Annotated in this window: 13 protein-coding genes and 1 tRNA gene; 11 read left to right on the top strand and 3 right to left on the bottom strand. The window is 65.2% G+C overall.

All coding sequences use genetic code 11. From position 1 onward, the window contains the following. The 6 genes from VGC77_RS09630 to VGC77_RS09655 form a co-directional block, all read left to right on the top strand. The coding region (locus tag VGC77_RS09630) for a helix-turn-helix transcriptional regulator (protein ID WP_331171346.1) at window positions 1–639 on the top strand (639 nt) is incomplete at its 5' end. Continuing rightward, window positions 636–938: a hypothetical protein gene (locus VGC77_RS09635; RefSeq protein WP_331171347.1), complete on the top strand. Its 303-nt coding sequence runs from the start codon at window positions 636–638 to the stop codon at window positions 936–938. The genes VGC77_RS09630 and VGC77_RS09635, both read left to right, overlap by 4 nt. 29 nt (window positions 939–967) lie before the next feature. Further along, window positions 968–1,879, top strand: a complete 912-nt coding sequence (locus VGC77_RS09640; RefSeq protein ID WP_331171348.1) for a hypothetical protein — start codon at window positions 968–970, stop codon at window positions 1,877–1,879. A 2-nt stretch (window positions 1,880–1,881) separates the two neighbouring features. Then, window positions 1,882–2,241 carry a hypothetical protein gene (locus VGC77_RS09645; protein WP_331171349.1) on the top strand — a complete coding sequence of 120 codons (360 nt, stop codon included), beginning with the start codon at window positions 1,882–1,884 and terminating at the stop codon, window positions 2,239–2,241. A gap of 50 nt (window positions 2,242–2,291) precedes the next feature. Continuing rightward, a complete protein-coding gene (locus VGC77_RS09650; RefSeq protein WP_331171350.1) occupies window positions 2,292–2,477 on the top strand; it encodes a hypothetical protein in 186 nt (61 codons plus the stop codon). Between the two features lie 23 nt (window positions 2,478–2,500). After that, on the top strand, window positions 2,501–3,763 hold the full coding sequence (locus tag VGC77_RS09655) for a site-specific integrase (RefSeq protein WP_331171351.1): 1,263 nt from the start codon (window positions 2,501–2,503) through the stop codon (window positions 3,761–3,763). A gap of 4 nt (window positions 3,764–3,767) precedes the next feature. On the opposite strand, the gene VGC77_RS09660 is transcribed toward VGC77_RS09655, so the two are convergent. Further along, window positions 3,768–3,842 (bottom strand) — tRNA-Gln (locus VGC77_RS09660). 180 nt (window positions 3,843–4,022) lie between these two features. On the opposite strand from VGC77_RS09660, the gene VGC77_RS09665 reads away from it, so the two are divergent. Both VGC77_RS09665 and VGC77_RS09670 read left to right on the top strand, forming a co-directional pair. Next, a complete protein-coding gene (locus VGC77_RS09665) occupies window positions 4,023–5,804 on the top strand; it encodes an acyl-CoA dehydrogenase (protein ID WP_331171352.1) in 1,782 nt (593 codons plus the stop codon). 120 nt (window positions 5,805–5,924) lie between these two features. Beyond that, entirely contained in the window at window positions 5,925–6,680 is a 756-nt protein-coding gene (locus VGC77_RS09670; protein ID WP_331171353.1) for an enoyl-CoA hydratase-related protein, read from the top strand. A 1-nt stretch (window position 6,681) separates the two neighbouring features. On the opposite strand, the gene VGC77_RS09675 is transcribed toward VGC77_RS09670, so the two are convergent. Both VGC77_RS09675 and VGC77_RS09680 read right to left on the bottom strand, forming a co-directional pair. Further along, window positions 6,682–7,155, bottom strand: a complete 474-nt coding sequence (locus VGC77_RS09675; protein WP_331171354.1) for an acyl-CoA thioesterase — start codon at window positions 7,153–7,155, stop codon at window positions 6,682–6,684. A gap of 193 nt (window positions 7,156–7,348) precedes the next feature. Beyond that, entirely contained in the window at window positions 7,349–7,801 is a 453-nt protein-coding gene (locus VGC77_RS09680; protein WP_331171355.1) for a hypothetical protein, read from the bottom strand. Window positions 7,802–8,206: 405 nt separating this feature from the next. Here VGC77_RS09680 and VGC77_RS09685 point away from each other — a divergent pair, with 405 nt between their 5' ends. The 3 genes from VGC77_RS09685 to VGC77_RS09695 all read left to right on the top strand — a co-directional run bounded on the left by VGC77_RS09685 (window position 8,207) and on the right by VGC77_RS09695 (window position 11,619). Further along, window positions 8,207–9,904: a bifunctional metallophosphatase/5'-nucleotidase gene (locus VGC77_RS09685; RefSeq protein WP_414709634.1), complete on the top strand. Its 1,698-nt coding sequence runs from the start codon at window positions 8,207–8,209 to the stop codon at window positions 9,902–9,904. Window positions 9,905–10,337: 433 nt separating this feature from the next. Further along, window positions 10,338–11,267 (top strand): histone deacetylase family protein, encoded by a 930-nt coding sequence (locus tag VGC77_RS09690; protein ID WP_331171356.1) that lies wholly within the window; start codon window positions 10,338–10,340, stop codon window positions 11,265–11,267. A gap of 103 nt (window positions 11,268–11,370) precedes the next feature. Beyond that, window positions 11,371–11,619, top strand: a complete 249-nt coding sequence (locus tag VGC77_RS09695; protein WP_331171357.1) for an exodeoxyribonuclease VII small subunit — start codon at window positions 11,371–11,373, stop codon at window positions 11,617–11,619. Window positions 11,620–11,822: the final 203 nt, after the last annotated feature.

Raw genomic sequence — 11,822 nt, forward strand, 5'->3', positions numbered from 1 at the left:
TCGGTCAGAAACACGGTGAAGTCGCCCGAGCAAACGAAGTCGCCCAGCAAGATGCCGGCGATCAACCCATCCGGGTTGATGGCCTTGGCCGCCTCGGGTCCGAGATCGACCTTGATGTTGAGGCCGGTGACGACGCCGATCGCCGCGCGACATGCCGGCGGATACCAACGTCAGTTCCATAGACCGCAAGTCGTTCGTGGCGCGATCCTGCGCTTTGGCGTCTGGATCGTCGGTAACGGCATCGGCGGATACCCACGCGCCGGACAGCATTCGAATCACCTCGCGCGAGGTGAAACCGTGAAAGTAACACCGGACATCTCGACAGCAATCAAGTCAGCCCGGAAGAAGCATCGACTTTCCCAGGCCGCCCTCGGAGCTTTGATTGGTACCTCGCAAAATTCGATCTATGAGATCGAATCTGGCGAAACCAAATTTTCGCGGCATTTGCCCGCAGCACTTGCAGCCCTCCAAATCCTTCCGAAGGTGCCAGCTATAGATTGCCGGGCCACCGCAGACCTCCTCGCCTTCCTCCACTACGTCCGCGCCGAGCATGGGATCGACGTGCCCGAACGGCATTTCGAAATGCTCCGAACATTGCACGGGACTTCTCCAAGCAAAGCGGAGGCTCCGAAGCAATGACCGCGACCTATCGAGATTTGCTGCACACCTTCGCCAACGGTCGCTGCCGTGCTGGCATGGTGCGGCTCGCCCCCGGCCGCGATTTCGCCACCCGCTGGCAGCCGAAGGTCGGCCGCGAGCGCGATGGATGTTGCCGCCGTCACGGCGGGTGCGGCTGGCGTCGAAATTCAAGATCTGAACGGGGGCGCGCGGCAATGAACACGATCCGCACCGCCATCGGGGACCTCGCGCTCTTCGTCGCGATCGCACTTTTCCTTTCAACCGTTGTTACTGCCATCGCCATTTATTTCGGCGCGTGATCGGCGCGTCCGATCGGGGAGTATTTGAAATGCTTCAGCTACCGAGCTCAAAGCGAGATCAGGCTCCGCCGCACAGGAATGCTGACATCTCGTCGGACAAGGTGTGCCCTGTCGCAAATCTGGCCGCTAGTTACGAAAAGATCGCCAGCATCCTTGATGCGGTTGCCGACGGGGACACCGATATCGGCGACGACGCCACGGTGGCGCTCGATAATCGACTCTCCGAACTGATGGACGAAGCTGCTAATCTGTCTCCCCAATCGAAGTTTGGGGCTGCGTTCAACGTATTGCTCGCCTCAACCCAAATCGACGCGACCATCAATGGCGTCGATGCGGATCATCGACGCCGCGCGGCTGGTCGCATCGACCGGCTGCTCTATGGCCTACGCGACTATTTCAGCGATCAATTCGACCTGATGCCCGGCGCATCAGCGTATGTGATGCCGTGCAAGACAGACCCCCGGAAGAGAGATGGGGTGGCAACAAACCCGCCGCAGATCATTCCGCAATCGGAGCCGCAGAGTTCGCGCGAGAAGTCCGCATTGGATGTCGTCGATGCAAACATCGCGCCCGTCGGAGCCGAGGCCGATCTACTTGATGAACTCTGCCATATGAAGGACGCGAACGACGTCTGCGGCATGATGAATTTGTACGATTACTTCATCGCGAGCGATGCGGCGGCTCAGGCGGTCATGAACCTTCCACGCACCCTCGGCCGGGCTCACAACTTCATCGAATCCGAGTGCGACCGCACGCGGGCTAAAGCCTATCTGGTCGCCGACTTCTTGAAGGACATGCGGCCCAACAAACACGACGCCGAGCGCTACTCTGAGATCTTGTTCAACTGCGCGCTCGCGATGGGTAACAAGCTTTCCGACGCCGTCGCGGTCGTTAGCGAGATCGCTTCTTGGAATCTGTCGCAGCCCGATGCGGAGGGGTGACGATGTTGGATTGCGCCCACCTTCCGCCGCCTGGATTGCCCGGCGCCCAATCACTCGCCAGCGCCGAAACCGTCACTGGCGGAAACGCCAGTGAGAAAGCGTCCACATCAGCGCCGCCTCGGGACGTGCTGGCCGAACTCCGCCAGCTGCGCACCATCGTCGCAAAATTCAAATCCGAGATCGCCGGAGAGACTCGGGCGCGCGAGGGGGCCGAGGCGGCCCACCGGGCGGCCCTGGCCCGTGCGGACCGGGCCGAACACGCCGAGCGGCAGACATCAGCCGACCGGGACCGCTGGCGCCGCCTGGCGCTGGAGCATGAGGCGGAGTTACGGTCGCTGCAGCCGGTAAGGCTTTCAGAATGAGCCGAGCAGCCCGCCCATCGGCGATACCCCACGGCGCTTGGCCGCGCCGGATGCCAGCCGACCTGGCGGCCGGATACTGCGGCGAGAAGACCATTGAGGGCTTCCTGCGCCGGGTGGGCAAGGATTACCCTCAGCCCAGGGTCAAACAGGGACGGCGACAACTATGGCTGATCGACGATCTGGACCGGGCGATAGCCCCAAGCCTCTCAGCCGGCGATCTCGCCGAGGAACTGTAAACGTCGATCTGCCGCGGTTCGTGGTGCCGAAGCCGCTGAAGCTGGGCCGCACCGGGTTCTATTTCAACGTGCCGTCTCGATACCGCAAATACGGCTGCACCGTCGCGAATGAGCCGCTCGGCACCGACTTCGCCAAGATGGTCGAGCGCGCCGCTACGCTGAACGGCCTCATCGACGAGTGGAACGACCTGCGCAAAGGCATCGAGGTCTTGGGTGAGAGCGCGCCGCGCGCCGGCACCATCGATTGGCTGATGCAGGAATACAAGCGATCGAAGGCCTACCTGGAGAAGGTGGCGCCGGGTTCGCGCAGCAGCTACGAAAAAACCATGCGCATGGTGACGGACACCACCACCAAGGCCGGCGAGCGCATCGGTTGCAAGCCCATCAAGTCCGTGACGCCGCGCGCCGCCGACAAGCTCTACGAGAAATTCACGATCGGCAAGAAGGGCCAGCTGCGGTTGCGCCAGGCGGAGAAGGCCGTCGTGTTGTGCCGCAAGGCCTGGCGCGTCGTCCACCGCCTGTTCCCGGAGTACTTCAACACCGGGAAGGACGAGATCCCAAATCCCTGGCCGGGCGTGACGATGAACACGCGCATCGTTGCGACCAAGGCCGCGGTCACCCGTGATCAGGTTTACGCCTTCGCTTACGGCTGCATCGAGCATGGCGAGGTCGAGGTGGCCGCCGCAGCCGTGATCTGTTTCGAGTGGCTTCAGCGGCCTGAGAACGTGATTGCCGGCCATCTGACGTGGGCCGACTACCGCCCGAAAGACGCGCCGACCATCATCAGGATCTTGCACCACAAGACGGGGGCGATCGTGCTGCACCCCTTGGAAGAGACCACCGATGGGGGTGTGGTACACTTCTACCCGGAGGCCGAGGAAATCTTGGCCCACCTACCGCACCGCGGCGTGCCCATGATTTTGCGCGAGGTCGCGCCCGGCAAGTCCAAGCCATTCGCGCAGAGCTCGATTCAGCACATCGTGCAGCGGATGCGAAAGAAGCTGAAACTGCCGGCCACCTTCACGCTGGACGCGTGTCGCCACGGCGGGATGACGGAGCTCGAGGAAGCCGAGCTCACCGACGGCCAGGGCCGCGCGCTGTCGGCGCATCGGACGCAGCAGTCCTACGAGGGCTATGCCAAGCGCAACATAGCCCGCGCGCTGTCGGCAACTCGCAAGCGCCACGCCCATAGGCTGGTGAACGAAAAAGCAACGAGCGTTCAGAATATCAGTGAAAACGGGTGTTCAGAACGTGGACCGGAACAAAGCGAGATTTCCGAGCAATAACAATTGGCTGGGGCGGGAGGGTTCGAACCTCCGCATGGGGGAATCAAAATCCCCTGCCTTACCACTTGGCGACGCCCCAATGACCTGTCTGGAAAGCGGCGGGACGATAGCCACACAGATTCCCTCTGGCAACGCCGGTCTATAGAGGGAAGCGGCGCATTTCAACCTCCCGGCGGCCGGCGCGGCTGCCCAGTTGAGGACCGGCCGGTTTCGTGGGAAGACGGCGATCAGCGCCACCGAACCAGAAGCGAGACTCGCCATGACCTACCGCGCGCCGATCAACGACATGCTGCTTGCCCTCAATCACGGCGCCGGGCTCAACGCCGCCGTGGTCGCCGGCCATTATGGCGACTACGACAGCGAGATCACCGCGGCGGTGCTGGAAGAGGCCGGACGCTTTGCCTCCGACGTGCTGGCGCCGCTCAACCGGGTCGGCGACGAGCACGGCATCAAGCTGCAGCACGGCAAGGTGACCACCGCGCCGGGCTGGCCCGACGCCTATCAGCGCTGGATCGCGGCCGGCTGGAACGCGGTGTCGGGCGACGAGGCGTTCGGCGGCCAGGGCCTGCCGCTGGCGATCAACGCCGCCTGCACCGAAATCTGGGCGGCGTCCAACGTCGCCTTCGGACTGTGCCCGCTGTTGACGCTGTCGGCGATCGAGGCGCTCGACGCCCATGGCAGCGACGCCTTGAAGAAGCGCTATCTGGAGAAGCTGGTGTCCGGCGAATGGCCGGGCACCATGCAACTGACCGAGCCGCAGGCCGGCTCCGACGTCGGCGCGCTGCGCGCCCGCGCCGAGCGGGTCGGCGACGGCAGCTATCGCATCACCGGCACCAAGATCTTCATCACCTATGGCGACCACGACATGACCGACAACATCGTGCATTTCGTGCTCGCGCGGCTGCCCGATGCGCCGCCCGGCACCAAGGGCATCTCGCTGTTTCTGATTCCGAAATTTCTGGTCAATGACGACGGCTCGCTCGGCGAGCGCAACGACATCTATCCGACCGGCATCGAGCACAAGCTCGGCATCCACGCCGCCCCCACCTGCACCATGACGATCGGCGATCACGGCGGCGCCATCGGCTATCTGATCGGCGACGAGCATCGCGGCATGCAATGCATGTTCACCATGATGAATCAGGCCAGGCTCGCGGTCGGCCTGGAAGGCGTCGGCATCGCCGACCGCGCCTATCAGCAGGCTTTGGCGTTCGCGCAGGAGCGCAAGCAGGGCCGCGCGCTCGGCGAAAAGCCCAGCAAATCCGATCCGATCATCGTGCACCCCGACGTCAAGCGCATGCTCTTACAGATGCGGGCGATGACCGCCGCGGCGCGCACCATCTGCTACGCCACCGCGGTGGCGATCGACATCGCCAACCGCGCCGACGATCCGGCGATCAAGGCCAAGGCTGCGACCCGCGCGGCGCTGCTGACGCCGATCGCCAAGGCCTACGCCAGCGATATCGGCAACGAGGTCGCTTCGCTCGGCGTGCAGGTCCATGGCGGCATGGGCTTTATCGAGGACACCGGCGCGGCGCAGCATTTTCGCGACGCCCGCATCACCCCGATCTATGAAGGCACCAACGGCATCCAGGCGATCGACCTCGTCACCCGCAAGCTGGCGCCGAACGGCGGCGAAGCGGTGTGGGCGCTGATCGGCGAACTATCCGCCACCGTCGACGACGTCGAAGCCTCCAACGATCCGTCGTTCGGCTCGACCGGCGCGAAACTGCGCGAGGCGCTGGCGGCGCTGGAGCGCGCAAGTCAGTGGTTGCTGGAGCGGGTGGCGAGCGCACCGGACGACGCGCTGGCCGGCGCTACGCCGTATCTGCGGCTGTTCGGCGCGACGCTGGGCGGCTGCGTGCTGGCGAAAGAAGCGCTGGCGGCGCGCGACATCGACGGGCTCGGCGATCCGCAGCGCTACGTCACGCTGGCGCGGTTCTTCGCCGAAAACGTCACGGTGCAGGCCACCGCTTTGGAGCGCACCGTGACCGAAGGCTTCGGCGCGCTGCGCGGCGCCGAGGCGATTTTGCTGGCGTAAAAACCTTGCGGCAAACCGAAGGCAGATTGTGGCGGCGCTGCCGCAAGATTTTTGCCCTCGGCGCTCCGCCGGAAACCTGAAACCTGCCCGGACCACCCCCAGCCCCCTCAAGGATTTCCCATGACCGGCCACCTGACCGTCGTCGATTCTGACGCCACGCGCATCATCACGCTGACCCGGGCCGACAAGAAGAACGCGCTGACCCAAGACATGTATCGCGCGATGGCCGAGGCGATCAATTCGGCGCAACACGACGCCGCGATCCGCTGTCTCGTCATCGAAGGCTCCGGCGGCATCTTCACCTCCGGAAACGATCTGGAAGATTTTCTGCAAGCCGGCAGCGCCGGTGCCGGCCTGCGCGAGTCGCAGGCCACGACGTTTCTTCACGCGCTCGCCAACAACCAGAAGCCGCTGTTGGCGGCGGTCGGAGGCGCCGCGATCGGCATCGGCACCACGCTGTTGTTTCACTGCGACTACGTGATCGCTTCCAGCACCGCGAGTTTTGCCACGCCCTTCGTGCCGCTCGGCCTGGTGCCGGAAGGCGCTTCGAGCCTGCTGGTGCCGCGCGCAATCGGCCATCACCGCGCCTTCGCGCTGCTGGTGATGGGCCGCAAGATCGACGCCAATGACGCGCGCGACGCCGGCTTCGTCAACGAGGTGGTGCCGCCGGAGCAATTGCGGGCCGAGGCCCGCAAGGTCGCCGCGGAAATCTGCAGGCTTCCGGCCGAGGCGGTGGCGCTGTCGCGGCAATTGCTGAAGCTGCCGGCGGAGCAACTGATCGAACGCATCGACCACGAAGGCCGGCTGTTCGGCGAGCGGATGACCTCGGACGAGGCGATCGCGGCGTTCAAGCGGTTCTTCGACCGCAAGAAGTAGCTCACGTCGCGCCGCTATCGACCACCGCCGGCATATAGATCTGCAAGAATTCCGCCGGCAGCCGCCGCGGCCGGCCGCTCGAGAGTTCGATGCAGACCAGTTGCCAGCGTCCGCGCATGATGATGGCGCGGTCGCGCGGCCTTATCAGTTGAAAGCGCCGCTCCATCGACAGCTTGCCGTCGCTGGCGGTGATCCAGGTGCCGAGCGTGAGCGCGTCGCCCTGCGCGCTCGGCAGCAGGTAGTCGTATTCGCCGCGGCGGATCGCCACCGCGCGATCGAGCTGTTGCCAATCGATCAGCCCGAGGCCGAGCGCTTCGGAATGCGCCCAGCCGATCGCCTCGCACCAGCGCACATAGACCGCGTTGTTGGTGTGGCCGAGCCCGTCGATGTCCGCGGCCTCGGGCGCCACCTGCAGCGTGAAGGGGGCGGGATAATCCCAGGCGAAGGCGGGGTGGTCGGGCGGCTGGTGTTGCATGAGCGTCGTCCCTGCGAACGCAGGGACCCATCATCCCTGGCGTGAGATCTGGAAGGATGAGAGCCAAGCGAGCTACTTGGCTTGAACCGTGCTTGATCGCAGCTCCGCGCCGTATGGGTCCCTGCGTTCGCAGGGACGACTCGTTGAGGCGTATTACCTGCCCCGCGCAATCGACGCGCGGATCGACGAGGTCCTACCTCTTCCCCTCGAATTCCTGGTTGCTGAACGGCTGCGCGGTCGGCTGGCGGATTTCGATGAAGCCGCGCGCGTTGCCCTGGTGGCAGGAGTTGCAGCCGGCGGTGAGCTGATCGAACGCCGCGGTGAATTTCGCAGGATTCTTCGCTGCGATCGCGGCGCTCAGCGCGTCGAGCGGCGCCGCCATGGTGGTGACGTCGGTGACCGGCAGGCTCTGATACAACGACGCGGCGTCCTCCAGCCGCGCCTTGAGCTGCGCGGCTTCGTAATCGGCGAGCTCCCAGTTGCGCGCGCGGCCTGCGAACCACAGCTTGAGATGCCGCACCCGCGCCGCCTCCATGATATCGGCGAGCCGCGGGTTGTCGCGGGCGGCATAGCGCGGCTGCTGCGCCAGCGCCGCGCTCGAGAGGACGACGGCCAGCGCTCCGAAAACCAACCAGCGTGAGGTCATGGGCAATCCTTCAGCGGCTCACGCCGGCACCAAGGCGGGCGGCATGAGGAAATACGTCTGCCGCGTTGCACGGCGGAACCGACATTAGCGCATGATCCCGAAAAGGGGACACCAGTTTTCGGAAAAAACATCATGCTCAATCAAACCCAGAGCAGGATGACGCTTCGGCGCGCCACGCCGGTGTCCCGAATTGAAGCGCGCTGTGGTCAATCGCGCGCAGCCGCGCGAGCGTCGGATTAAAAAGGGCGCTCACAAATTTATGATTTGTTTCAGGAGTTGTCGCGAAGCGGACTGCAAATAGCAAGCGAACGCCGGCAGCACCCCGCGCGGGCGAGATTTCCATTGCAATACGAGGCCGCGATGCGCGAATGGATGGCAACGCCCATCGCCAGGACCAGAGCCCGCATGACGCCGACCCATCATCGTTTCGCAAGCTTTGATCGTTTCGCAAGCTTTGCCGCAGCGCTGCTGCTGACCGGCGCCGCCGGCTGCGGCGCCATGGCGCAGCCCGCCGCTCAGGACAGCGTCGATCTGCGGATTCTCGCGATCAACGATTTCCACGGCAACCTGTTGCCGCCGCCCGGCGGCATCGCGATCCACGATCCGGCGAACCCGGAGAAGCTCGTGCAGGTGCCGGCCGGCGGCGCCGAGCAGATGGCGACGCTGGTCAAGCAATTGCGCGACGGCCATGCGAATTCGATCTTCGTCGCCGCCGGCGACCTGATCGGCGCCAGCCCGTTTCTGTCGGCGATGTTTCACGACGAGCCGACCATCGAATCGCTGTCGATGATGGGGCTGGCGATCGCCTCGGTCGGCAATCACGAATTCGACGAAGGCCGCGCCGAGTTGCTGCGGATGCAGAACGGCGGCTGCCACCCGGTCGACGGCTGCCAGGGGCCGCATCCATTCCTCGGCGCGAAATTCCAATATCTCGCCGCCTCCACCATCGACGTTGCGACCGACAAGCCGATCCTGCCGGCCTACGCGATCCGCGAATTCTCCGGCATCCCGGTCGGCTTCATCGGGCTCACCTTGCGCGGCACGCCGAACCTGGTGTCGCCGCCCGGCGTCGCCGGATTGGAATTTCGCGACGAGGCCGAGACCGTCAACCGGCTGGTGCCGGAATTGAAGGCGAAGGGCGTCGAAGCCATCGTGGTGCTGATCCACGAGGGCGGCTTTCCCACCGGCGATTACAATGCCTGTCCGGGGATTTCCGGGCCGATCGTCGACATCGTCGGCAGGCTCGACCACGCCGTCGACGTGGTGATCACCGGCCACACCCACCGCGCCTATAATTGCAAAATCGACGGACGCCTCGTCACCTCCGGCGACAAATACGGCACGCTGGTCACCGCGATCGATCTCAAGCTCGACCGCAACAGCCGCGACGTGATCAGCGCCCAGGCCGATAACGTCATCGTGCGCCAGGATCTGGCGAAAGACCCCGCGCAGAGCCAGTTGATCGCCGACTACGACCGCGTCGCGGGTCCGCTGGCGGCGCGGCCGGCCGGCGCGGTCACCGCGGCGCTGTCGCGGCTGCCGAATACGGCGGGCGAAAGCGTGCTCGGCGACGTCGTCGCCGACGCGCAGCTCGACGCCACGCGCGCGCAGGACCGCGGCGGCGCGGTGATCGCCTTCACCAATCCCGGCGGCATCCGCATGGAGATCGCGCTGAAGGACGACGGCAACGTCAGCTATGGCGACGTGTTCGCGAGCCAGCCGTTCCGCAATCAATTGGTGACGCTGACGCTGAGCGGCGCGCAGATCAAGCAGGCGCTGGAGCAGCAATGGCAGGATCCGGCGCGGCCGCGCATCCTGCAGGTGTCGCGCGATTTCAGCTATGCCTGGGACGGCGCGGCCGAGCCCGGCAACCGTATCGCAGCGCGCGAGATGCGGCTTGGCGGTGAGCCGATCGATCCGGCGAAGTCCTATCGGGTGACGATCAACGCCTTCCTCGCGGTCGGCGGCGACGGCTTCACCGCGTTCAAATCCGGCACCGAACCGCGCATCGGGGTCTATGACGTCGACGCGCTCGACGCTTATTTCCGCGCCCACAGCCCGCTCGCGCCGACGGCCGCGGATCGAATCCGGCGGCTGAACTAATCTCGGCGGCCTTCGAGAGCCCCCACCCCAACCCTCCCCCGCAAGCGGGAGAGGGAGCGCGCAGCGGATCGGGAAACGACGCCGTCAATATCGAGATGAAAACGCGATCCGCCATTCATCACACCGAATTCAGAGCAAGCTGAGATTGAGGAGAAGCAATGCGCTGCCGCGACGGCAGCGGGACTCCCTCTCCCGCTTGCGGGGGAGGGCTGGGGTGGGGGAAGCCGCCGGCGCATTGTCGCGTTTGCGGCATACGCAGCTCCCCGCACGCGGGGAGAGGTGAGCTCAGTGCTCGCTCGCGGGGCGCATGGTTTTATTAGCTGCCGTTCGCTCAGACTCTCGCCCTACGCCTTTTGGCGGCCCTTTCGGAACCTGCGGCGAACAATTAGATTGAGGTGACATAACCGCGCAGCGCAAGCGCCAGGTGGATTTCATGACCACACTGTACATCACGCATCCTGCCTGCCTCGAGCACGACACGCCGTATGGTCATCCGGAGCGCGCCGATCGGCTGCGCGCGGTGAACCAGGGACTGGCGGAAGCGCGCTTTGGTGCGCTGCAGCGCGGCGAGGCGCCGGAGGCCGAGCTCGACACCATCGCGCTGTGCCACACCGATCACCACATCGTCGAAATGCGTCAGATGTCGCCGCAAGAGGGGCTGATCTTCGTCGACAGCGATACCTCGATGTCGCCGGGCACCTGGGAAGCCGCGCTGCGCAGCGTCGGCGGCGCGGTGGCGGCGACCGACGCGGTGATGACCGGCGCCGTGTCGAACGCCTTCGTCGCCACACGGCCGCCCGGCCACCACGCCGAGATCGGCAAGCCGATGGGGTTCTGCTTCTTCGGCAATGCAGCAATCGCCGCGCGCTACGCGCAGCGCAAATACGGCATCGGCCGCGCCGCGGTGGTGGATTTCGACGTCCACCACGGCAACGGCACCCAGGAAATCTTCTGGGGCGACGCCAGCGTGATGTATTGCTCGACGCATCAGATGCCGCTGTTTCCCGGCACCGGGGCGATCGGCGAGCGCGGTGAGCACGACAACATCGTCAACGCGCCGCTGCAATCCGAGGACGGCACCGCGAAATTCCGCGCCGCCTTCGACGATCTGATCCTGCCGCGGCTGAAAGCCTTCGCCCCGGAATTGATCGTGATCTCCGCCGGGTTCGACGCGCATTGCCGCGATCCGCTGGCCAGCCTCAACCTGCAGACCGAGGATTTCGCCTGGGTGACGCGCAAATTGATGGACGTCGCCGAGCAAAGCGCCGGCGGCCGGATCGTCTCGGTGCTGGAAGGCGGCTATGATCTGCAGGGCCTGAGGGATTCGGTGAACGCCCACGTCGCCGCCCTGATGGGCTCATGAATTTCGCCCCAATCCGGCTTTAGGGCTGCCGCACGCCCGTTCCCAAGCCAAACCCGCTCCGAAGCGCTGCCGCGCCGGAGCCGACCGCACGCAGGAAGACCCCATGGCCGACGCCGCCACCGACGTAAGAAAGCTGAGCTTTGAGCGCGCGATCGAGGAGCTGGAATCCATCGTCAAGCGGCTGGAGGACGGCAAGGTGCCGCTCGAGGAATCGGTGGCGATCTATGAGCGCGGCGAGGCCCTGAAGCGGCGCTGCGAGGAATTGCTGCGCACCGCGGAGGCGCGGGTCGACAAGATCACCACCGACTCCAGCGGTGAGGTCACCGGCACCACGCCGCTCGACGTCGAGTGAGCGGAGCGCGCCGGGCGCGGTTTGGGTGCCGGCGTCTTATGAAGTGCTGCGTCGCACCAACGCCGGCGCCGTCATCCTTGTAACTTAAATTCTGCTGGGCGAGGCGGTAGGCTGTCTCGCGCGGTGGCGGACGAGAGACCGGGTCATCCGAGGGCTTTGAAGCCCGAACCTCAGCTTGGGCCTTCGTCCGTCGTTCCATCGAA

The organism is Rhodopseudomonas sp. (assembly GCF_036404135.1).
In the GTDB taxonomy this organism is placed as follows: Bacteria; Pseudomonadota; Alphaproteobacteria; order Rhizobiales; family Xanthobacteraceae; genus Rhodopseudomonas_A.

What these genes read in the sequence shown, in the direction of transcription:
- VGC77_RS09635 (WP_331171347.1), top strand. Translation starts at nt 636, where the DNA reads ATGACCGCGACCTATCGAGATTTGCTGCACACCTTCGCCAACGGTCGC.
- VGC77_RS09640 (WP_331171348.1), top strand. Translation starts at nt 968, where the DNA reads ATGCTTCAGCTACCGAGCTCAAAGCGAGATCAGGCTCCGCCGCACAGG.
- VGC77_RS09645 (WP_331171349.1), top strand. Translation starts at nt 1,882, where the DNA reads ATGTTGGATTGCGCCCACCTTCCGCCGCCTGGATTGCCCGGCGCCCAA.
- VGC77_RS09650 (WP_331171350.1), top strand. Translation starts at nt 2,292, where the DNA reads ATGCCAGCCGACCTGGCGGCCGGATACTGCGGCGAGAAGACCATTGAG.
- VGC77_RS09665 (WP_331171352.1), top strand. Translation starts at nt 4,023, where the DNA reads ATGACCTACCGCGCGCCGATCAACGACATGCTGCTTGCCCTCAATCAC.
- VGC77_RS09670 (WP_331171353.1), top strand. Translation starts at nt 5,925, where the DNA reads ATGACCGGCCACCTGACCGTCGTCGATTCTGACGCCACGCGCATCATC.
- VGC77_RS09675 (WP_331171354.1), bottom strand. Translation starts at nt 7,155, where the DNA reads ATGCAACACCAGCCGCCCGACCACCCCGCCTTCGCCTGGGATTATCCC.
- VGC77_RS09680 (WP_331171355.1), bottom strand. Translation starts at nt 7,801, where the DNA reads ATGACCTCACGCTGGTTGGTTTTCGGAGCGCTGGCCGTCGTCCTCTCG.
- VGC77_RS09685 (WP_414709634.1), top strand. Translation starts at nt 8,207, where the DNA reads ATGACGCCGACCCATCATCGTTTCGCAAGCTTTGATCGTTTCGCAAGC.
- VGC77_RS09690 (WP_331171356.1), top strand. Translation starts at nt 10,338, where the DNA reads ATGACCACACTGTACATCACGCATCCTGCCTGCCTCGAGCACGACACG.
- VGC77_RS09695 (WP_331171357.1), top strand. Translation starts at nt 11,371, where the DNA reads ATGGCCGACGCCGCCACCGACGTAAGAAAGCTGAGCTTTGAGCGCGCG.